The sequence below is a fragment of the Acinetobacter sp. V115_6 genome (genome assembly GCF_031799025.1).
GTDB classification, from domain to species: Bacteria; Pseudomonadota; Gammaproteobacteria; order Pseudomonadales; family Moraxellaceae; genus Acinetobacter; species Acinetobacter pittii.
On the sequence record NZ_JAVQNO010000017.1, the window covers coordinates 50139 to 73283 of the forward strand.

At 40.4% G+C, this 23145-nt stretch carries 19 protein-coding genes; 6 read left to right on the forward strand and 13 right to left on the reverse strand.

Going from position 1 to position 23145, the window contains the following annotated elements; translation table 11 throughout:
• The first annotated feature begins 2 nt into the window (after positions 1 to 2).
• On the forward strand, positions 3 to 1502 hold the full coding sequence (locus tag RMA94_RS04995) for a PLP-dependent aminotransferase family protein (protein WP_311082079.1): 1500 nt from the start codon (positions 3 to 5) through the stop codon (positions 1500 to 1502).
• 64 nt (positions 1503 to 1566) lie between these two features.
• On the opposite strand, the gene RMA94_RS05000 is transcribed toward RMA94_RS04995, so the two are convergent.
• On the reverse strand, positions 1567 to 3009 hold the full coding sequence (locus tag RMA94_RS05000; protein WP_227062556.1) for an amino acid permease: 1443 nt from the start codon (positions 3007 to 3009) through the stop codon (positions 1567 to 1569).
• 305 nt (positions 3010 to 3314) lie between these two features.
• Complete coding sequence (locus RMA94_RS05005; protein WP_002117406.1) at positions 3315 to 3863, reverse strand: helix-turn-helix domain-containing protein; 549 nt, start codon at positions 3861 to 3863, stop codon at positions 3315 to 3317.
• Positions 3864 to 3931: 68 nt separating this feature from the next.
• Between RMA94_RS05005 and RMA94_RS05010 the strand changes: the two genes are divergently transcribed.
• Together RMA94_RS05010 and RMA94_RS05015 are read left to right on the forward strand one after the other, a co-directional pair.
• Entirely contained in the window at positions 3932 to 4627 is a 696-nt protein-coding gene (locus RMA94_RS05010) for an AzlC family ABC transporter permease (protein ID WP_005804464.1), read from the forward strand.
• Positions 4624 to 4947, forward strand: coding sequence for an AzlD domain-containing protein (locus RMA94_RS05015; protein ID WP_002117414.1), 324 nt, complete (start codon positions 4624 to 4626; stop codon positions 4945 to 4947). Before RMA94_RS05010 ends, RMA94_RS05015 begins: the two co-directional genes overlap by 4 nt.
• Before the next feature lie 40 nt (positions 4948 to 4987).
• Here RMA94_RS05015 and ssb read toward each other — a convergent pair whose 3' ends face one another.
• The 3 genes from ssb to RMA94_RS05030 all read right to left on the reverse strand — a co-directional run bounded on the left by ssb (position 4988) and on the right by RMA94_RS05030 (position 8220).
• A complete protein-coding gene (ssb, locus tag RMA94_RS05020; protein WP_005804461.1) occupies positions 4988 to 5575 on the reverse strand; it encodes a single-stranded DNA-binding protein in 588 nt (195 codons plus the stop codon).
• A 51-nt stretch (positions 5576 to 5626) separates the two neighbouring features.
• On the reverse strand, positions 5627 to 6991 hold the full coding sequence (locus tag RMA94_RS05025; protein WP_005078603.1) for an MFS transporter: 1365 nt from the start codon (positions 6989 to 6991) through the stop codon (positions 5627 to 5629).
• Positions 6992 to 7137: 146 nt separating this feature from the next.
• Positions 7138 to 8220: a DUF475 domain-containing protein gene (locus RMA94_RS05030; protein WP_005066886.1), complete on the reverse strand. Its 1083-nt coding sequence runs from the start codon at positions 8218 to 8220 to the stop codon at positions 7138 to 7140.
• A 262-nt stretch (positions 8221 to 8482) separates the two neighbouring features.
• On the opposite strand from RMA94_RS05030, the gene tenA reads away from it, so the two are divergent.
• Positions 8483 to 9157: a thiaminase II gene (gene tenA / locus RMA94_RS05035; protein ID WP_005066884.1), complete on the forward strand. Its 675-nt coding sequence runs from the start codon at positions 8483 to 8485 to the stop codon at positions 9155 to 9157.
• Between the two features lie 50 nt (positions 9158 to 9207).
• Here tenA and RMA94_RS05040 read toward each other — a convergent pair whose 3' ends face one another.
• From RMA94_RS05040 to RMA94_RS05055, 4 genes are all read right to left on the reverse strand, one after another.
• Positions 9208 to 9549 carry a GlpM family protein gene (locus RMA94_RS05040; protein ID WP_005804458.1) on the reverse strand — a complete coding sequence of 114 codons (342 nt, stop codon included), beginning with the start codon at positions 9547 to 9549 and terminating at the stop codon, positions 9208 to 9210.
• 51 nt (positions 9550 to 9600) lie between these two features.
• Complete coding sequence (locus RMA94_RS05045) at positions 9601 to 9954, reverse strand: DUF1304 domain-containing protein (RefSeq protein ID WP_311082086.1); 354 nt, start codon at positions 9952 to 9954, stop codon at positions 9601 to 9603.
• Positions 9955 to 10018: 64 nt separating this feature from the next.
• Complete coding sequence (locus RMA94_RS05050) at positions 10019 to 10996, reverse strand: zinc-binding dehydrogenase (RefSeq protein WP_311082088.1); 978 nt, start codon at positions 10994 to 10996, stop codon at positions 10019 to 10021.
• A gap of 3 nt (positions 10997 to 10999) precedes the next feature.
• The gene (locus tag RMA94_RS05055; protein WP_017387551.1) at positions 11000 to 11602 is read right to left on the reverse strand and encodes a TetR/AcrR family transcriptional regulator; all 603 of its coding nucleotides are present in this window, start codon (positions 11600 to 11602) and stop codon (positions 11000 to 11002) included.
• 296 nt (positions 11603 to 11898) lie between these two features.
• Between RMA94_RS05055 and uvrA the strand changes: the two genes are divergently transcribed.
• Entirely contained in the window at positions 11899 to 14730 is a 2832-nt protein-coding gene (gene uvrA / locus RMA94_RS05060; RefSeq protein ID WP_032004969.1) for an excinuclease ABC subunit UvrA, read from the forward strand.
• Positions 14731 to 14769: 39 nt separating this feature from the next.
• Here the strand turns inward: uvrA and RMA94_RS05065 are convergent, their stop codons facing one another.
• Complete coding sequence (locus RMA94_RS05065) at positions 14770 to 16479, reverse strand: GGDEF domain-containing protein (RefSeq protein WP_311082090.1); 1710 nt, start codon at positions 16477 to 16479, stop codon at positions 14770 to 14772.
• Positions 16480 to 17489: 1010 nt separating this feature from the next.
• Here RMA94_RS05065 and omp33-36 point away from each other — a divergent pair.
• Entirely contained in the window at positions 17490 to 18371 is an 882-nt protein-coding gene (gene omp33-36, locus RMA94_RS05070) for a porin Omp33-36 (RefSeq protein WP_130173083.1), read from the forward strand.
• 59 nt (positions 18372 to 18430) lie between these two features.
• On the opposite strand, the gene RMA94_RS05075 is transcribed toward omp33-36, so the two are convergent.
• From RMA94_RS05075 to RMA94_RS05085, 3 genes are all read right to left on the reverse strand, one after another.
• On the reverse strand, positions 18431 to 20398 hold the full coding sequence (locus RMA94_RS05075) for a choline BCCT transporter BetT (RefSeq protein ID WP_130173084.1): 1968 nt from the start codon (positions 20396 to 20398) through the stop codon (positions 18431 to 18433).
• Between the two features lie 166 nt (positions 20399 to 20564).
• Positions 20565 to 21257 (reverse strand): ion channel, encoded by a 693-nt coding sequence (locus RMA94_RS05080; protein WP_032004975.1) that lies wholly within the window; start codon positions 21255 to 21257, stop codon positions 20565 to 20567.
• A gap of 172 nt (positions 21258 to 21429) precedes the next feature.
• On the reverse strand, positions 21430 to 23145 hold the full coding sequence (locus RMA94_RS05085) for a cation acetate symporter (protein WP_005078627.1): 1716 nt from the start codon (positions 23143 to 23145) through the stop codon (positions 21430 to 21432).

Here is a 23145-nt window from a genome sequence, read left to right on the forward strand (position 1 = left end):
AATTGCGTAGTTTACTTGGAGATCATTTGCTGCAACGACTCCAACAGGACACTGAAGGGAAACTACATCAACGCCTTTTCCGTTGCCTGCGTGGTGCGATTATTGATGGAGTCATCCAGCCCAAGACTCGTCTACCTGCGTCACGCGACTTAGCCAGTGAAATTCATGTTTCAAGAAATACGGTGCTTAGTGCCTATGAACAGCTACAAGCTGAAGGCTACTTAGAAGCAAGGACAGGACATGGCACATGGGTTGCCGAAAAATTACCAGAGAGTTTTTTAAATACACAAAACAAGAAAAAAGTGGTTTCTAGCCCGAAAGCTCAAAGCTCCTATGCACTATCGCAGCGTGGTTCCAACTTATTAGGCTATGCAGCAGCGTCGCCACACCAATGGGGCGCTTTTGTGCCGGGAGCACCAGATGTGACTGAGTTTCCGCATCATATTTTTAGTCGTATTCAAGCACGCTTGAGCCGCGAACCCGACATTAATCGCCTGATTTATAGCAATGCTGGTGGCTGTATTGAGCTTCGAAGTGCATTGGCAGATTACTTACGTGTTGCGCGTTCAGTCCAGTGCGATGCTGACCAAATTATTATTACCGAAGGCATTCACCAAGCGATTGATTTAGTCTCACGTGCGCTCAGTGATATGGGAGACAAAATCTGGATTGAAGATCCTGCTTATTGGGGAATGCGTAATACGTTACGAATTAATGGCCTTGATATTCAACCAATGCCTGTCGATGCTGAAGGCATTATTCCTGAGGAAAATTCGGCCAAGCCGCCTAAACTCATTTTTGTTACACCTTCACACCAATATCCTCTTGGCTCTCATTTAAGTCTAAACCGCCGACGTAAACTGATTGAGATTGCCCGTCAGCACAATAGCTGGATTGTAGAAGATGATTATGACAGTGAGTTCCGTTTCTCGGGGCAGCCTTATCCGTCTTTACAAGGCTTAGAAAATGATGCACCTGTGCTCTACATGGGCACGTTTAGTAAAACCATTTATCCATCCTTAAGAATTGGCTATCTAGTGGTGCCTAAGCCGTTATTTTCACCATTACGCATTGTGGCAGCCGAGCTTTATCGTGGTGGACACTTGCTTGAGCAAAAAGCCCTAGCTGAATTTATTCGTGAAGGCCATTATGAAGCGCATATTCGCCGTATGCGTCTACTTTATGGCAAGCGCCGCGACTACTTGGTGAGCTTAATTCAACGTTATCTTGGTCCCGAATTTATTCATGAATATGATGAAGCGGCAGGATTACATCTAGTTTTAAAACTACCAAACTCTTGCGATGATGTCGCCATTGCAGCCACAGCACTTGAACGTGGTGTCAAAGTTCGTCCTCTTTCGCAGTATTACATGCAGTCGCATGCACATGCCGAACGTGGACTGCTCATGGGCTTTGCCTGTGTAAATGAAAAAGATATGGTGATGGCTTTTGGCGTCTTGCTTCAATGCTTACGTGAAGCAGGCGTACCTACGCTAAATTAACTATTCTCTCGTATCAAAACAAACAAAAAGAGCCTCACAGTGAGGCTCTTTTCTATTTAAAAATTTAAACTAACTTTTCTTCATGACTATGAGTTAAATGGGTCGCTCTACGATCTTTACCCCAACCCAGTTTTTCAGACAACAATCCGAAGAACACAATAATGCCGAACAGAGCTGTGGTGTAAATCACTTCTTTAAAATAGGTGCCTTCAATCAACATGGTAAGAATTGCACCAATAATTGCAAAAATCACCACGTAAGTTAGATAAGGGAACATCCACATTTTAAAGTCAATTTTCACGCCTTCAGCTTCTAACTTTTTACGCATACGAAGCTGAGAATAAGCAATAGTCAGGTAAACATACAGTGTTGCCGCGCCTGTTGTTAACATGAAAAAGTCATAAACATTCATACTCTCGGTTGCAGTTAAAACTACCGCAATTACAGAGAAGAAGCATGACACAATCACGCCTACCCAAGGACTGCTTTTACTGTTTACAGAACCAAAACTTTTCGGTGCATCACCACGTTTAGCTAAAGAGAACAACATACGTGAACACGTATAAAGAGCTGAGTTAAAGCAACTACATACTGAGGTTAGAACCACAAAGTTTACGATATGGCGCGCCCCTGGAATGCCCAGTGCAGACAACGTTACGCTATAGGTTCCCCAAGTTGAATCTTTCAAAAGTTCATTGTTGTGAGGAATCAAACATACCGCAACAAACATAGAGCCTACGTAGAATAAAATAATTCGCCAAACCACCGAGTTTGATGCTTTACGAATTTCTTTCGATGGATTTGCCGACTCTGCTGCCGCTACCGTAACAATTTCAGCACCAATGTAGGCAAACATCACCCCAAGCAAAGCTGTGATAACAGATGAACCTCCATTTGGCATAAAGCCTTGAGAGGTTAAATGACTCATACCAGAAGCAGCCGGATTACCCCAAGGCCACAAGTGCATGATGGCTAAACTACCAATCACAAGGAAAATAACAATCGCAATGACTTTGATGAGGGCGAACCAAAACTCAAATTCACCATAGTTTTTCACGTTTTGTAAATTAACGACAACCAGTGCACCAATCACCACGACCATATAGACCCAGATCGGTATAAACGGGAACCAATTATTTAGAATTTTTCCTGCCACATAGGCTTCCCACCCCATGAGCATGGCCAGAGTACACCAGTACAACCAACCAATTGAAAACCCTGCCCAACGGCCAATCGCACGGTCAGCATAAGTTGAAAAAGAACCACTATCAGGGTTTAAAACGGCCATCTCGCCTAACATACGCATGATGAACCAAACGAGTAGACCACCTAAAGCGTAAGTTAAGAAAACTACAGGTCCGGTATTGTAAATAATACTGCCTGAGCCGACGAATAGAGAACCACCAATAACCCCTGCAATCGAGATCATGGTCAGGTGGCGTGATTTGAGTCCATGTTTTAAACTTTGGGAGTGATTGGCTTCAGAACCATTTTGATGAGCTGCCATATCATTTTCCTTAATATATGGAGGATATCGGCTAGTCTCGGAAATCCTCCGAAGCCAAAAAATATCCCCTAAAAATTTAGCCGTTCTGCCCAATTCCTAAAACAGAAAATTCACTGAGCTTATCCGGCGCTTCCGTATGCATACTTCCAATAGCTTTAATTTGTCGTTTCGGCACTCAAGAAACGAGAGCCATTTTTGTAATAAAAGAGAGAGCCAATTGCAAAATTTATACGCAAAATTGGCCCTTTTTGTAGGGGATGCTGGTAAATGGCTTTTAGTTTTTATTTTAATCAGCTTCAAATTCTTTAATTTTGTTCAGAAATTAATAATGCTTTTGTACCAGTTTCTAATGCTCTAAATATATGTTTTTGATCAGCTGGATAACAAATATAGTCCCCAACTCCAAGTTCAACGGCTTCATCAATTAAGCCCACTAAAGCTTTACCTTCAACCACAATAATATGCTCCACAGAACCCACTGGATGCGGCTCTGAAAGACGGTCTTCGCCTGGCTCAACAATCAGTAAATAAACATCGCGGCGCGCATGTGGCGGACAAGTCGCCAACAAAATCGCTTTGTAATTGGCAATCTCAGAACTTACTGTTGGCCCATCACCACAGCGAATGACTTGTACCTGATTGCTTGGTTCTTCCATCAACCGTGCAAATGGAATATTGAGTGCAACACAAAGTGCCCATAAGGTTTCAATACTTGGATTACCTTGCCCTGCCTCTAATTGTGACAGTGTAGATTTAGCAACACCTGCACGACGAGCAACCTCTGCCAATGAAAGCCCTGCTCTTTGACGTTCACGCGTTAAACCTTTGGCAATAATTTCGATTGGCTGAGACATTCACCACATCCGTTCTATAAAAAAAACGATCGTTCGTTTTGACAAAACGATCAGACTTATTCATTATAATGGAAAATCGTTCGTTATATCATGCTATGTCCACATACTCTCTAATTAAAAAACTTAGTAAAGACACTACCCGCTCGATTTTCTTTGTATGTCTAGCGACGAGTGTCGTTGGTATGTCTTTAGGTTCACTCGCTGCAAGTTATGGCTTAGCGCTCTGGATCCCGCTTTGTCTATCCGTGTTTGTGCTCGCAGGAACTGCTGAATTTATTTTTATTGGTTTCTTGGCTGTAGGTGGTAGCCCAATTGCAGCTGCGATTGCAGGACTACTAGTCAATTTAAGACATCTACCTTTTGGTATTGCAGTCAATGAACTAATCCGTGGCAAATATTCTCGATATTTCGGGGCTCATATCATGAACGATGAAAGCGTTTTGTTTGGCATGGCACAGCCCGATTTCGAAACAAAAAAGGCTGCTTACTGGTTATGTGGTATTTGCATTATGCTGAGTTGGCCACTGGGTGTCACTGCGGGTTATTTCATTGGAAGTGCTATTCCAGACCCTAAAACATTTGGCTTAGATGCCATTTTCCCAGCGATTTTAATTGCTCTTACTTTTAATGCTTTAAAGAATAAATCCACTCGAAAAGCTGCATTTGCCGGATCAACTTTAGCGCTGATCACCACGCCCTTTTTGGCCTCAGGACTTCCAATTCTGATTTCACTTTTTGGCTTAATATTTGGTAGAAAGAAATGAGTCAACAATTACTAATTATTTTAGGTATCGGCTTACTAGCACTTGGAACCTATGGGATTCGTTTCGCTGGTTTTCATTTGGGTGCCAAGTTCTCATTTTCTGAAAAATACCAAGTTTTACTCTCAAACGGTGCGACTGTTTTGCTCTGTGCGATTGCAGTGACGACAACATTTTTTGAAGGTCAACATTTTGCGGGGTTCGCGCGTATATTTGGTGTTGGCTTAGCACTGTTCTTGGTTTGGAAAAAAGTACCGCTGTTATTGGTGATTTGCTTGGCAGCCGCTGGCACGGCACTGATACGTTTGCTTGGCATTGAATAATAAAAAAGGCGAGATAAACTCGCCTTTTTTGAAACTTTGATTAGAACGGTAAATCGTCGTCTAAATCAGCTGGTGCAGAAGCTGGTTGTTGTGGCGCTTTAGGCGCAAAACCACCCGCTTGAGGGTTGCTTCCACCATTACCGAAACCACCTTGGCTACCATAACCACCGCTGTTTTGGCCATAGCCGCCACCTTGGTTGTTATTATTTTGATAACCATTACCACCTTGTTGAGGTGCGTTAAAACGTGGTTGATTAAAATCATTACCACCAGCGAAACCTTGTTCACCTTGTTGACGAGCATCTAACATTTGCATCTGGTCGCCACGGATTTCTGTAGTGTAACGCTCTTGGCCATTTTGGTCTGTCCACTGACGCGTACGTAGTGAACCTTCAATATAAACCTTAGAACCTTTACGCAAGAACTGCTGAGCAATTTCCCCTAAACGGTTATGCAAAACAATACGGTGCCATTCTGTTTGTTCTTTACGTTCACCGGTATTTTTATCAGTCCAAGCTTCACTTGTCGCGATTGAAAATTGGGTCAACGAGCCCCCATTTGGAAAAGTTTTTGTTTCAGGATCACGACCCAAAGTACCAACCAAAATAACCTTATTTACACCACGCATTAGCTGTCTTCATCCTATACATTTCTATGTTTTACTTTATAAGAGTTATGCTTAAATGGCTACCTCTTTACCGAACAACTGCGTTAAATCACGTCGCGCAGCATCATCTAGAGACTGTTTATCGACTTTAATATAAGCAACTTGCTGGTCAGGCATCACCACAACTTCTTCGATACCACGAATTGCCAATAGCTGTGTGGTCCACTCATTCACCTGTTGCACTTGCGGCAATGGCAACACAATCGATGACAAATACCGCGGCTGAGCTAAACCAAAACTAATTAGCAACCATATTATAGCAATCCCTGCTAAGACACTCCATCCAATCGCAGTATTATGTAACATCAATAATTGACCACCTAGCGTGCCACCGAAAAAAGCGCCTAAAAACTGACTACTAGCATTGACGCCCATAGCCGTTGCTTTTGACTGGATTGGAGCAGACTTCGACAACCAAGAAGGCAATAAAGCCTCCATCACATTAAATGCAATAAAGAAAATTCCTAGGCCAGCAAGCAAAACATATTTGGATTGATAACCAAATATGAGCAGCAGCAAACCTGCAATAATGCCTGTAATTGCTGTTAAGAAAATCCCGCGCATTTTGCGATATTTTTCAGCAATGATAATGCTTGGGAATGCAAAGAACAGGCTAATGACTAACAGGGGTAAATACACCAAACCATGACTTGCTAAAGGAATATGTGCAAACTCGATGAGCTGTGAAGGCACATAAATAAACATGGCGGTCAGTAATAAGTGCAGTGCAAAAACCGAAACGTGTAATCGGTTTAAATCACCCATTTGAATGACTTGTTTAAGCTGTGCCATGTAGCCTTGCTGATAATTGCGATGATGACGAGTGACTTTAGGTACAAGCAATAACATCGCAATCGCAATTAAGCCCATAATGGTCGTGACAAAGAATAAGCCAGAAATGCCGACAAGACTTGTGAGCCAAGGCCCAAGGCTGAACGCCACCACAAAAGACAGACCAATACTCATGCCCATCGCAGCCATGGCTTTAGTACGTTGTTCTTCACGCGTCACATCGGCCAAAAGTGCCATCACGACTGCTGAAACTGCACCCGCACCTGCTATGGCACGGCCAATAATCACGCCATAAATCGTGTCAGATAAACCAGCAATTGCACCACCAATCGCAAACAGTAATAGACCAAAGACCACAAGTGGTTTACGGCTAAAACGGTCAGCCAGTAAGCTAAATGGAATTTGTAAAATCGCCTGACTTAAGCCGTAGACACCTACAGCCAAACCAATGAGTGCTGGAGTCGCATATTGATATGACTGCCCAACTACAGAAAAGACAGGAATAATCATGAACAAGCCCAACATGCGTAGCGCAAAAATACTACTTAAGGCAAAAGTTGAGCGACGTTCCAAAGCATTCATCATATCAATACACGTTATCAAACTAGGTAAATTATAAGCCGATTCGTTTCTAAAAATACGGAACACCTTATTTAAAATAACGATTTGGGCTTAAAAAAATAAAGAGGCATTTAGCCTCTTTATTCTATCGAACTTTACTGAAAATTAGCTTAAGGCGACTGTTGCTCGCGCTTTGAATATTGAATTGAAGCAATAACAGCCCAAACAATAAACGCTACACCAATTAAACCAGTAACAACTTCAGGTACATGTACGCCAGTACCACTTGCAATCATAATGAATGCTAAAGCACCGATCGCATAATGCGCGCCATGTTCCAAGAACACATAGGCATCTAGTGTGCCTTTTTCAACAAGGTAAACTGTCATTGAACGGACAAAAATAGCGCCGATCGCAAGGCCCAGCATAATCACGACAACATCGCTAGTAATTGCAAAAGCACCAATCACGCCATCAAAACTGAATGATGCATCTAATACTTCAAGATATAAGAAACCACCTATACCCGCTTTAACTACGCCAGAAGCCGCGCCCGATCCATCTTTCATAATAGCATTGCCATCTTCGTCAATTTCAGGCTCACCACCTAACATATGACTTAATACTTCAACGCCAATATAAACCACAATGCCCCAAATACCTGCCATAGTCACCACAAGGCGCTGCGACTCATCAACATTTGCTGCCATAATTAACATCGCAATTAGAGCAATAAAGACAGACATTGCTGGCACGCTTGCTAAACTAGAAAGTTTAGCTTCAAGCCATCTGAACCAATGGGTTTCTTTTTCTTCATCAAAGAAGAAGTTTAAGAACACCAGTAATAGGAATGTTCCACCAAAAGCCGAAATTTCAGCGTGATGTGCCATTAAACGTTCAGAATAGGTTTTCGGATCATTGAGTGCCAATTTAGCTACTTCAATCATTCCCATATCCGCAGTCACGGCAACAATCGCCACCGGGAAAATTAAACGCATACCAAAAACGGCGATTAAAATACCTACCGTTAAAAAGAGCATTTTCCAGAACGGATCCCAATTACGTAGAACCGATGCATTTACGACAGCATTGTCAAAAGATAAAGAGACCTCCATTACAGCTAAAATGGCTGTAATTGTTAAAGCTTTAAGCATGGTAGACACGCCCGCTTCAGGTCCATGGGTAAAACCCCAATACGCGGATAGTGCTAAACACACCACCGTAAAAAATATCGAAAATCGGAAATGCTTCATGGATCAGACCTATACCAAGAATAAATTTAATCTTTCTTAAAAACCGCCGCTATTATATCGATAATTAACCACAAAACGATGTTGTTTTGTGCCGTGATTCCCTTTACTTTATCTCTCTGTTTAATAAAGAAATTTATAATATTTAATTAACTCATTAATCGTATTAAATATTTTCTTTCGATATATCTATCATTATTATTTTTGTATTTTAAAATTGATTTAAAATCTGGTTCAGCTGTCTTAATTTAAATGGAATGTTTTTATGCTTTTTTCTCAAGAACTTTGGCAACGCAATTTAAATTTATATCAAAAAATTCTCGACCTGCCTTTTAATCAGGAACTTGCTAACGGTACTTTAGATAAAGAAGCTTTTTGTCATTATGTTATTCAAGATGCTCAATATTTAGTGGCCTATGGTCGTGTGCTTGCTGTTGCAGCAGCAAAGGCCTTTGAGGCTGACGATATTATGCAATTTTCAGATGCAGCTAAAATTGCAATTGTAGTGGAGCGTAGTTTGCATGATGACTTCATGAAAAATTTTGGTGTAACTAAAGAAGAATTTAAAAATACCCCATTAACATTAGCAGGCCACCATTACACTTCATTTTTGACAGCCACTGCTTGGTCTGAAAGCTATCCTGTTGTACTCGCTGCGCTTTTACCTTGCTTCTGGATTTACGCCGAAGTCGGTAAAGATATTGTGAACAAATCAATTCCTAATAATCCTTACCAAGCATGGATTGATACTTACGCAGGTGAAGAGTTCCATACCGCCGTTCGTAATGTGATTGCGACAGTAGATAAAGTTGCTGCACGTTGTGATGCAGACACTTTAGAAAAAATGCATGCTGCTTACACCATGGGTGCAAAACTTGAATGGTTGTTTTGGGATAGCGCCTACCATCAAAGACAATGGTTAGGTTTAGATCATATCTAAATCAAGATGAGGCTTCGACCATTTAATTATTTAAATGGTCAGCCTTAAATTTAACTTTGAAACAACTGCCAACCGTAAATCAAACCTGCCGCGGCCACCACCCAACATAAAGTTGCCAGTCCTAGACAAGACCACATCGACATACGCGTTGCCAGCACATAAACAGCAATTAAATAAATGGCATAGGGAATAAGTGACCATAGACCAAACAGAGCTGTTTTTTGTAACGCCTCCGCCCCTTTTTGCTGAAAAACAATCACGTGAGCAATCAAAGCAAATGTAGGAAAAAGCGGGACTAAGCCTGCAATATAAAATGCCTTACTTTTCGATAAAATCGAAATAATGAGGACAACCCCAGCCCCCAACATACATTTTAAAAATAACGCCCACATGCGCTGATCCTATCTGGTCATTCCAGCCCAAAACGCTGTATTTTGCGCTTTTTAAAGAAAATTAACAGCAACCAATGCAATCAAAGCTGGAACTGCCTGAATATAAATAATCTTTTTGCTGGCTGTCAGTCCGCCATAAATACCCGCAATGAGCACACAGCCTAAAAAGAAGTTGGCAATTGATGTTGCAAACGGTGCATCTGCCAATAAAGCCCAGAATAAACCCGCAGCTAAAAAGCCATTATAAAGACCTTGGTTTTGTGCCATGACTTTGGTGAGTTTTGCTTTTTCTGCATTATTTCCAAAGGCTTTCATGCCATAGGGTTTGTCCCACAAAAACATCTCTAACACTAAAATATAGACATGTAATATTGCAATTAAACCCACTAAAACTTGTCCGATCATACAATTTTCCTTTTTATTTTAAAGATATGAAAAAAGATCAGTCTCTCGACTGATCTTTTATGTGTTAGGGCTTTAACAACACTTTGCCTTGACGAGCACCTTGCGTTGCTCTTTGGGCAGCTGTTTTAATCTCATCAAAACTAAACACACCTTCTACAGGAAGGATTAATTTTTTCTGAGTTGCTAACGTTAATAACTCAACAATCAGTTCCTTTTTACGCGCTGCCGGCATTTCTTTGTTGACCACACTCGCCCAGAAACCTTTTACTGTCGCTTGTTTAAAGATGAGATCACCAGATGAAATCTGCATAGTTTCACCAGTCATACTGCCAAATGAAACAAGCAGGCTATTTTCACTGAGCAGATTAAGCATTTCACCACTTGCGCTGCCACCAATCGAGTCCACACCAGCAATCAGAGGTTGGTCGCCGTGAATTTGTTTAACTTGCTCTTTCCAGTTAGGTTGATCAGTTGCAACAATATGCTGAATACCTAATGCTTGCATCTCTGCAATTGCGTCAGTACGACGAACTAAATTAATGACAGGTAAACCACGTGCCTGCGCAATCATGGCAACCGTTTTACCTACTGCGCCATTCGCCGTGTTTTGAATGAGCCATTGACCCGGTTGAACATTTACAAAGTCCAATAGCATGAGAGCACTAATTGGCATACCAATCAGCTGCGCTGCTGTCTCATCATCAATTTCATCATTGAGCGGAATAAGCCCTTGTGCTGGTGCAATAAAGTATTCAGCCCAACTGCCATGCACAGCCGCAACTGCAATACGCTGCCCTACTTGTAAATGAGTGACCCCATCGCCCAACGCATCAACAATACCAACTGCTTCACTACCACCAATTGCAGGTAAGGTCGGCTTGTAGCCATAGCTTCCACGTACTGTCCATACATCATGGTTATGGATCGGAGACATGATGGTTTTAATACGTACTTCGCCTGCTTTCGGTTCCGGCTTTGGCATATCCGCCTGCTCTAAAACGTCTATAGGTTCGCCAAAATTACGATGGATAATACTTCGCATGCTTTATTCCTCTATCGGTTTTAAGAGTTGTTGGGTGGTTTCTAAAGCTAGATGTAGATGTGCTTTGTCTTGCGACAATTTTGTGAGTAAAGCAGCACCTAACCATAACTGATACATGACTTGCGCAGTTTTTAAAGGCTCAACGTGTTTTGGAATTGATCCTTCTTGTTGCCCTTCTTTGAGTAGCAAAGCCAAACGCTGCGTTAGTTTGTGCACACCGTCATTGAGAATTTGACGCATATCTTCCGATAAGTCAGAAACCTCGGCTGCCAGTTTCACAATCAGGCAGTTCTCAGCCCAGCTACCGTTTACCGGATCATCAATCCATGCCTGCCATAGAGCCATTAAACGGGCATGAGCACTTTGCTCGCTATGTTGCCAAAGTTGTTCCATACGCACTTTATAGTCAGCCATATATTGCTCTAGCAATGCGCAGCCAAATGCCTCTTTCGAAGCAAAGTAGTGATAGAACGAACCTTTAGGTACGTCACAAGCCTTTAAAATTTCTTGCAAACCAACACCGACAAACCCTTTTCGTAGCACCAACTCAAAGCTGGTATCTAAAATGTGCTGTCGTGTGGTTTCACTTTTATTTAATCGTTTCATGCATACATCATAAACAACTATTAGACCAGTCGTCTAGTAAAGTTATGTTGCTGGTTAAAATTTGCTTAGAGTAGAAATCTGAAGTGAGGAATGTTAAAAATACAATCTGCTTAATTAAACAAATTTTGTCGATTGTCGTTTAACCGTCACAATTTGTCGCTTTAAATCATTTTGTACCACTTGAACAATTTTAAATCGTTATCATATATAGGGTCTGTTGTTTATAACCAGTCACACCTCTCTGCGACTGAGCAATCAACACCTAAATTTTCATCAATACATAATTGAGATGTTTTATGAGCCAAAGTCATATCCGTATTCGAGGCGCACGCACCCATAATTTAAAAAATGTGTCCCTCGATATTCCACGCGACAAATTTGTGGTAATTACGGGGTTATCAGGTTCAGGAAAATCTTCTCTTGCCTTCGATACCCTATACGCCGAAGGACAACGCCGTTACGTCGAATCACTTTCAGCGTATGCCCGCCAGTTTTTATCGCAAATGGAAAAGCCTGAAGTCGACTCGATTGAGGGTTTATCACCAGCGATTGCCATTGAGCAAAAATCTACCAGTCATAACCCACGTTCAACCGTCGGTACGATTACCGAAATTTATGACTATTTGCGTTTGCTTTATGCACGTGTCGGTACACCATATTGCCCAGAACATGACTTACCAATGGTTGCGCAAACTGTTTCTGAAATGGTCGATGCAGTAAAAACCCTTGAGGAAGGCACAGCACTCATGTTGCTTGCTCCTGTCGTTCGTGAGCGTAAAGGTGAATACAGTAACTTGTTCGAGCAGCTACAAGGTCAAGGTTTTGTTCGTGCCCGTGTGGATGGTGAAATCATTGATATTGATACACCACCAGAACTCGACAAAAAGAAAAAACATACCATTGAAGTCGTTGTTGACCGCTTCAAAGTACGTGAAGACTTAGGTAACCGTATTGCAGAATCATTTGAAACCGCACTACGTTTAGGTGGCGATATTGCAGTTTTATCATGGATGAATGGTGAACATCCTGATCGCGTTTTTTCTGCAAAGCACTCGTGTCCTGAATGTGATCGCGCTGTCGCAGAGCTTGAGCCACGTTTGTTTTCATTTAACAACCCGTTCGGTGCCTGCCCTGTTTGTGATGGCTTAGGTACCCGTAGTCATTTTAGTTCTGAAAAGCTCATTCCAAATCCTGACCTTGCAATTAGTGAAGGGGCTATTCGTGGATGGGATCGTCAGCGTCCATATTATTATTCCATGCTGCAAAAAGTTGCCGACCATTTTGGTTTTCAACTTGATACACCTTGGAACCAGCTAGATAAAGACACTCAAAAGAAATTCTTACAAGGTACGGGCAAAGAAAAAGTTGATTTAAGCTATATCGACGAACGTGGCCGTAAACACACTCGCGTGCAACCATTTGAAGGAATTTTGCCGCACCTTGAACGTCGTTACCGTGAAACTGAAAGTAACTATGTACGTGATGATTTAGCTCAGTACCTTTCTAATGCAGCGTGTGATGCATGTGATGGTTCACGTCTTAATGAAATTTCACGTCATGTTCGTGTGAAAGACAAAACCATTGCTGACATTACCCGCATGTCGATTGGTGATGCTGAAAGCTACTATCAAGGCTTAAACCTTGAAGGTGCTAAAGGCGAAATCGCAGATAAAATCTTTAAAGAGATTCGAGAGCGTTTACATTTCTTGGTGAGTGTTGGACTGAATTATTTAAGTCTGGCTCGCTCTGCAGAAACCTTATCTGGTGGTGAAGCGCAGCGTATCCGTCTAGCTTCGCAGATTGGTGCAGGTTTAATGGGCGTCATGTATGTGCTCGATGAACCTTCAATTGGTCTACATCAACGCGATAATGATCGTTTATTGCAAACGCTCATTCGCTTACGTGATTTAGGTAACACGGTATTAGTTGTTGAACACGATGAAGATGCAATCCGTGCTGCTGACCATATTATTGATATCGGTCCAGGTGCCGGTGTACACGGCGGTGTGATTATTGCTGAAGGGACTTATGATGAACTGGCTAAACATGCCGATTCACTTACAGGTCAATATCTTTCGGGCAAACTCAAAATTGAAGTGCCAAAAAAGCGTACTGAATCACCACGTCCAGATGAAGTCATCAAACTTTCAGGTGCAGCAGGTCATAACTTAAAAAATGTCGACTTAACAATTCCGCTCGGCATTATGACTTGTGTGACTGGCGTTTCAGGTTCAGGTAAGTCAACCCTGATTAACCGTACTTTGCTTCCATTAGCAGCTACACAACTCAACGGTGCAACAACTTTAACCGCTGAAAAGTTTGACTCGATTGATGGACTTCAACATCTAGATAAAGTTGTTGATATTGACCAAAGCCCAATTGGACGTACACCGCGTTCTAACCCAGCGACTTATACAGGGTTATTTACGCCAATCCGTGAGTTATTTGCTCAAACCCCAGAGGCAAAAGCCCGTGGTTATAGTGCTGGTCGTTTCTCGTTTAACGTAAAAGGCGGACGCTGCGAAGCGTGTGAAGGCGACGGTATGATCAAAGTCGCAATGCACTTCCTACCAGATATGTATGTGCCTTGCGATGCATGTCATGGCAAACGTTATAACCGTGAAACGCTTGAAGTCGGCTATAAAGGCAAAAACATTTCTGATGTTCTAGAAATGACTGTCGAAGATGCTGCTGAATTCTTTAGTGCCATTCCAGTCATCCACCGCCGCTTAGAAACCTTAACTCAGGTGGGCTTAGGTTATATTCGTTTAGGTCAAGCTGCTACCACTCTCTCTGGTGGTGAGGCACAACGTGTAAAACTCGCACGTGAGTTAGCAAAACGAGATACGGGTAAAACTTTATATATCTTGGATGAACCAACAACAGGTCTACATTTCCATGATATTGCCAAATTACTCGACATTTTGCATGAGCTACGTAACAAGGGGAATACCATTGTTGTGATTGAACATAACCTTGATGTGATTAAAACAGCAGACTGGGTTGTCGACTTAGGTCCAGAAGGTGGTTCGGGCGGTGGTATGATCATTGCCGAAGGTACACCTGAACAAGTGGCTGAGGTTGAGATTTCCCACACAGGTCGTTTCTTAAAACCGATGTTGAAATAAGTTATTGAATAAAAAAGCCGGAATTTATTTCCGGCTTTTTTATCCCTCAACTGCATTTCGTCCTCGGGCTTTTGCTCTTAATAGCGAACGGTCAGCTTTCTCTAAAAGCTCTATCCAACTCGCCGCTCCTATGGCAAAACCAATACTGACAGAGACATGCAATTTTTCATCTGAACCAGATAAACAAATTTCTTCTAAAGAAATCGCAATCCGAATTTTCTCTGCTAAAAGACGAGCATCTATAAATTGCACCTGCTCTAGCAATATTAAAAACTCATCTCCCCCATAACGAACAATTAAATCCGAACTTCGAATATTTTGCTTTAATTGCTCGGCAATACTGACAATGACGCGATCACCTACAATATGCCCATATTGGTCGTTCACCTGTTTAAAACGATCAATATCAATAATCATTAAACAGGTTTGCGTAAATTTTTGAGGGTAACTTTCAACAATTTTTAAATATTCAGATAAAGCTAAACGATTGGAGACTCCAGTGAGTGGATCAGTATTGGCAATATTCTTTAACTGAAATTCAAAAGCGTCCCGTTGTTGCAACATACGTTGTAATCGGTCAATTGCTTCAAATAGGGAAAAAAATTCACCTTTGGTGGTGACATTCATCTCATCTTTACAATCATCAGAACTATGCGATAAATCTAAAATTAAAGTTCTCGCTTTAATTAAAGGCGAAAATACTCGTCTTTGCGCATATATCAGAGTAAGTAATGCTGTTGCTAAAGAAATTAGAGAAATAAATAAAGTTAAAAAGAAACCATTTCGAGCAATTGCATTTTCTTGAGTGGCAATGACCACACTCTCATTAAGAATATAACTCTGCAAATCAACCACAGTGGTAAATTTACCTACAATTGCTTCGGTTAACTGTGTACCACTTAAAAAATATGGTTCGCTCTTTTGGCTTTCTTCTAATAGCCTTTCTACAATCGGAATACCCTGATCTATAAACTCTGTTTTCACTCTAGAATATAACCGACGGTATTCTGGAGTTTTTGCCTGTTCAGGCTGTAAGGTATCGACCAAAATCCATAAATATCTAGCTTGGTGTTGAGTTTGTAATGAACGTGCACGATTATTACTTGGAATCTCTTCATTAAAACTGACGGGAGCAATAATGTTAGAGGCCATACGCCCAGCCTGATCACGCATATCAGTCAGCACAATAATAAGCGTAAAATAATTAGAGATACGGCTATCTTTACTTTTTAACTGCAACATTAGTTTTTGCAGTATTTCCCTACAATTATCCCATGCGCCAAACATCCCTAAAATGGCATTATCCAGTTGAACAGAAGTTCTTGCTGTGTATGGAGTTTCACCGTAATAATCAACCACATGTCGGGCTTGTCTAAGATTTTCTTTAAAATTGGTTTGCAGCTCATTGGCTAAGGAAACATAACCAGCTTGTTTTAAAATTAAAATGCTTGTATCAATTTGCGCATCGACAATTAAACGAAATTTTTTTAATTCTTGCTGATTTTTTACTAAATCATGAGGACCACTCGACATCATTTTATTAGCAGGAGCACGTTCCTTAGAAACTTTATAGGCAATATCGGCTACTGCTCTTAAACTTTTTATTTCAGCTAGGGCTTGTCTAGTTTTTATATAATCCTGATAGCTTCCTACAATAAGAGGTACTGCCATGAATAATAAGGATAAAATAATAACCAGCATAAAAAAGAACAGTCGATTACTAATATGCTCTGAACGTAATCCTGACATTTCTAGCTGGTACTCCGTAAATGTCCTGCCATTTTTAATACGATATAAATTAGGCTTAAATCCATCCTAGCATTTTAATAACTAAAATTTCATCATTAACCCCTTCATTTCTTTTTTAATAATTATACGATCCCTAAATTTTGTCAGCTTAAATAACAAAATGAATCGAAAAATTGAATGCTTTTTATAAAAAAACTCTATTTTACAGATTAAAGATTTTTAATCATGATAGTAAAAACAGTATTTACTTGTCCTCTTGGATGCCTCTCCCAGCATCCGCTGCCCAGCTTTAAGCTGGGCTCTTTTTAGCCTCTCATTTTTTCAATAAAATTCACATAACTCTTATTTTAATTTTTAGATTTTCTTACAGATAAAAAAAAGCTCAACCTTGGGGAAAGCTGAGCTCGTAAAATCTGATGTGTTCTACACATCGTATCTGGGCAAGCACTTTAAATCCTAAAAAGCGTTAGGCAGTGAACTTTGCAATCGAATTATGTGATTTACTTCTACCTTTGTAAAGTTGATTAAATTAATCAGGATTAAAATTTTAATCGTTTTTTCAACTTAAAATAGAGATTTCTTTTATTTTATTCACTTATATAATAATTAAGAATAGTTAAATTTTTTAGTTAAACTAATCCAAATATTGTTAACTATTCCTCAAAATAAAACGAATTTGACAATAAAATGGCGGTTTTTTATTCACATTGTAAACACAGCTATATTTTTGTTAATGTTAAAACCGATTAATGCAATCTATTTTTCCAATCACAATTGTAATATCTTTTTAACATTTACTTCTTAATTCTTAATGAAATATAATTATTAGCTTATTGTAAATGTTCATTTTTTTATCAGGTTGACAAACCACTTTTCATTTGATTAGTTTTTCACCAATTTTAACATAAGTGTCAAATATCTTTAACATTACCTTTTCTAGATTATTGACTTCATAAATTGTTACAATACAATGACCCCAGCTTTATCTCTTGTTAATGCTGGAAATGATTATGAAAAAACTTGGTTTAGCCACTGCTGTATTATTAGCCATGACCGGTGCTCATGCTTATCAATTTGAAGTTCAAGGTCAATCTGAATATGTTGACACAACTGCAAACGATAAAAACTTCACTGGTACTGCTCAAGGTACTTATTACCTAAAAAATGTAGATGCTTCTAAAGGTCCTTTAGCTGAAGCAGCTTTCTTAAACCAAGCATCTAACGTTTCTGTTGCTTATAACTATATCAAATATGATGAGAAAGATACTGTAAACGTTGAATCTCATACTTATGGTGTTAAGGGTGAAGCATACCTTCCAACTCCTTACTTACCAGTTTATGCTAGCGCATCTTACAATCATACTATCAATGATTATAAAGATGGCGTAAGCGATGACAATGGTGACCGTTATGCATTAGAAGCTGGTGCAATGTTGTTACCTAACTTCTTAGTTGCTGTTGGTTATACAAGTGTAGCTGACCAAGAATCATTGGATGCTTTTGGCGTTAATAAATACGGTATCGTTAAAGCAGTTGGTGAATCAGCAGCTATTGCTGACAAACAAGATGCTGTAACTGCTCGTACTAAATATGTTGGCAACATCGATGGCACTAACATGGCTATTGGTTTTGAAGCATTTGGTGTATTTGCTGAAGACAATGCTTACGGCATGAAAACTGATCTTTTCGTAACTCCTAAGTTAAGTGTTGGTGCATCTTTTGCTGATGTGTCTGCATTTAATTCTGGTTACGATCATGTTTGGGGTGGTCACACTCAATACTTCATCACTCCTGCTGTAGCAGTTGGTGCTGACTTCGTTAAAGCAAATGCGAAAGATGGCAACCCACGTGATACACAAACTATCGGCTTAAATGCTAAATTCCGTTTCTAATTTAATTTAGAAATCGAATTAAAAAAGGACTCAATTGAGTCCTTTTTTTACAGCTAAATTTAACTTCGTACAATATTTAAAAAATATAGATGACGTTCATACTGATCGATAATGTCCTGAATTAAATCTTCTTGGGTCCAATCCATTACATCATAGTTCTGCCCACCCTCTCTTAAAAATACTTCGGCTTGGAAATATTGCCCATCTTCGGCTTCAGTACGCCCAATTAAAAAACTTGGTGGCACTGTTTCACGTGAAACAACTTTATAAATAAAATTAATTTCATTGTGATGATCGACCCGAAGCTGCATCCCATCCTCAAGTTGAGTAATTGAAACTTCTAAATGGCGGCGTCTAAATTCATGTTTGATATTTTCAAACGCACGAGCCACTTGTTTTTCGATATATTCTCTTACTTCTTCTTCACTATGAGGATAGTGCATGATTAAACCTAGCCGCTGTTGCCAGCTTCTTGGATTATGAATGGCACGTGGGGTAATACGTGCTTCTTGAATAGCTTGCATTTTCGTGACATCAAGATGCAATGCTTTGATTAATCCCCAACTCATGAACAGCATAACCACAGTAAACGGCAATGCGCTCATAATGATTGAAGATTGAAGTGCAGCCAAACCACCGACTAACAATAAAATAATGGCGAGTACAGCCATCAGTACTGTCCAGAACAAACGCTGCCAAGTTGGTGAATTTTCAGTTTTTGCAGTTAAGTAGTCTGTTACCAATGCTCCCGAATCAGCAGAGGTCACAAAGAATAAAACCACTAAAATGGTAGCCAGAATATTCATGGCGCCTGACCACGGCAAATGCCCTAAAAACTCAAATAGAGCTACTGATGAGTCCTGCTGAACAGCCTGAATAAGAGTGGTTTGATGTTCATGGATAATGCTAAATAATGCAGCGTTTCCTAAAAAGCCCATCCAGATAATGGTAAAGCCTGTCGGGATGAGGAGAACCCCTACAATAAATTCTCGAATGGTACGACCACGTGAAACCCTTGCGATAAACATACCCACAAATGGCGACCAAGAAATCCACCAAGCCCAATATAAAATTGTCCAACCACCAATCCATCCATTTGGCTGATAAGCGTATAAATTGAATGTCATGGTAAAAAGATTAGAGATATATTGACCAGTATTTTGAATAGTAGTCTGGAGTAAATAAATACTAGGACCAGCAATAAAAACAAAGACTAATAATATTAAGGCTAAGACTAAGTTTAGCTCTGATAAACGTTTAACCCCTTTATCTAGACCTAAGAACACAGACAAGGAAGCTAAAATGCTCACAAAAATAATGAGTAATACTTGAATATGGGTGCTTTGCTCGACACCGAACAAATAATGTAAACCAGAGTTAATCTGGGTAACGCCAAACCCGAGAGAAGTTGCTACACCAAATACTGTACCAATGGTTGCGAATATATCGATGCTGTCGCCCCAAGGCCCATAAATCTTTTTACCAATCAGTGGATAGAGGGCTGAACGAGTCTTTAAGGGTAAATTATGTCGATAAGCAAAATAAGCCAATGCCAATCCGACCACTGCGTAAATAGCCCACGCATGCAAGCCCCAGTGGAAGAAGGTCACCCTTAATGCTTGCTGTGCTGCCTCAATAGTCTGAGCATCTCCACTTGGTGGATTAACATAATGCATGACAGGTTCGGCAACTCCGAAGAACATGAGACCGATACCCATCCCTGCTGTAAACAGCATGGCAAACCAAGACCCATTATTATATTCAGGCTGACTATGGTCAGGTCCTAATTTAATCCGACCTATTGATGAACAGGCGATATAAATCAATAAAATGAGAAAGAAAGCAACAGATAAAACATAAAACCAGCTAAATGAATCGGTGATCCATTGTTTTAATTGCTGCGTTAGAAGTTCAAAAGAACTCGGGGCGATCACCACAACTGCCAAGAACAAAGCAATGATAATGACCGTACCAAAAAATACGTTAGGATTAACGTTTGCGAACCAACCTGGTTGTTTGGAAGGCATAACTCCTCCATGTTATTTTAATGAAAAGTGACAGGCATAAAGCCAATAAAGACATTCACAGAATGAACAAAGTTAAATCTTTCAATAGAGAAAGCCGATAATACTTTAAATAAACTTAAATAATATTGCAGTTACAAAGGTGTAAAAAATTAAAACACCTTCTCCTTTATTTGTCAGAATCCTTTTTTGTTGGATGGGCAATGTACTGTAGAGCAATTAAACGTGTGACAATCAAAGCGAGATACATCACGCCACAAAACATTTGTAGCATGGCTAAAACGCGTGCTGGTGGACTAAGCGGCATTAAATCAGATAAACCTGTTGCTGACTGTAAGCTAAAGCTCAGGAACAGTAGATCTAACCAAGTCTGCAAATGATGAACATTGTTTGGATTTTGGAAGCTAGCAGGAATCAATAGCTGACAAATGTTGTAGAGGAATGCAAAGCCCCAAGCAAGCAAAGTAAAAACCGCGGCGGCTGCAAATAATTCATCTCTTGTTAAATATCGATCAGCAAACATATAACGAAATAAACCGTAAGCAGCCGAAAAGTAAGCCAGCGCTTCACAACTATGGGCAAAAATCTGAATCGTTAAATTGTTATAGCCTAATAAAATAAAGACGGAGGATATAATCGCTCCACTGACAAAAGTTAATCCCAGAAAAGTAAACATTGGGGTTTGACGAATGACCTTAGCAATAATAAGTAGGGCAAGCACTCCTAAAGCCCACGTTAGGGTCCGGTAAAATACATCATGAAAAGTGAGCATGGCCAAAATGAGTAGGATAAATTGCACAAGCAGCAACCATGCAGAAGGTAGCAGTCGAAAGCTCGCCCAGAAGTCCATGATAGATCGCATTTAATTATTTTCCTTTTTCATTATGTTTTGAATTATAGGAAATCATACTGTACAAAAAATAGGACAAACAAGTTGTTCTTTATTAAAGAGCTTCTTTCACTTTAATGTCTCCGATCAACAAAAAAAGCCCCGCAAGGCTTTTAATGAGATAGATATTTAATCCATTTTGATTTTAGTGATCTGATGCACCAGAAGCACCAATACCTGTCATTGAACGAACATATTGGGCATCGAATGCAGCACGCTCTTTTTTAGCACGTGCAGAGTTGTCAGTCACCGAGAAGAACCAACAGCAAAGGAATGACAATGGCATCGCAAATAATGCAGGACCATTGAATGGGTTAACTGGTGTATCAGAGATTTTTAAAGTATCTACCCAAACCGCTTTAGACAGAACAATAAGTACTACCGCTGTTACAAGACCAACCACACCACCGATAACTGCTCCACGAGTAGTTAAACCTTTCCAAAACATTGAAAGAACAAGAATTGGGAAGTTTGCACAACATGCCACAGAGAACGCTAAGCCCACCATGAATGCTACGTTTTGCTTTTCAAACAAGATACCCAAAATCATGGCAAAGATTGCTAAACCAAGTGTCGCAATTTTTGACATACGAAGTTCTGAAGCTGGAGTCGTTTGACCTTTCTTGAATACGTTAGCGTATAAGTCATGTGAGATTGCAGATGCACCTGAAAGTGTTAAACCAGCAACAACAGCAAGAATCGTTGCGAACGCTACTGCTGAAATGAAGCCCATGAATAAGTCACCGCCTAAAGCATCACTTAAATGCACGGCTGCCATGTTGTTACCACCAACAAGTTCAAGCTTGCCTGATACTGCCATTTTCGCAACATCAAGGAACTGTGGGTTGTTTGATACGAAAAGGATCGCACCGAAACCAATAATGAAAGTTAAAAGATAGAAGTAACCAATGAAACCTGTCGCAACCACAACCGATTTACGCGCTTCTTTTGCATCTTTTACAGTGAAGAAACGCATAAGAATGTGTGGAAGACCCGCTGTACCAAACATGAGTGCCAAGCCAAGAGACAATGCATCAATCGGGTTTGCGGCAAGTTTACCCGGACCCATAATTTTTGCAGCTTCTTCAAAGCTTACGCTGTGAACTTTACTGAATACTTCAATTGATTGAGTGAACATGTTGCTGAAGCTGAAACCAACCGCTTTCATTACCATGAATGCCATGAAAGTCGCACCACTAAGCAACATAACCGCTTTAATGATCTGTACCCATGTCGTTGCCAACATGCCACCAAAAATTACGTATGCCATCATTAATAGACCAACGATGACAACAGCGATGTTATAGTTCAAACCAAATAGTAATTTGATGAGCTGGCCCGCGCCTACCATTTGAGCGATCAAGTAGAATGCCACAACCACAAGCGAGCTTAAGGCAGCTAAAGTACGGACCGGTTTTTCTTCGAGACGGAATGACACTACATCTGAAAGGTTGTATTTACCGAGGTTACGTAAACGCTCTGCAACCAAGAATAAAACGATTGGCCAACCTACCATAAACCCAAGAGAATAAAGTAAGCCATCAAAACCCGAACTAAACACCATCGCGGAAATACCAAGGAAAGATGCTGCTGACATATAGTCACCGGCAATTGCCAATCCGTTTTGGAAACCGCTGATTCCGCCCCCTGCGGTATAGAAATCTTGTGCTGATTGAGTTTGTTTTGCAGCCCACTTAGTAATAAACAAAGTGAAACCAACAAAGATGACAAACATGATGATAGCGTGCCAGTTAGTGGCTTGTTGCTCCGCTTCACCTAAGTCCGGGCTTGCCATAGCAACAGTTGAATATAGCGATGCTGCTGCCAATAAGGCTTTCGCTTTTAATGAATTCCATTTCAT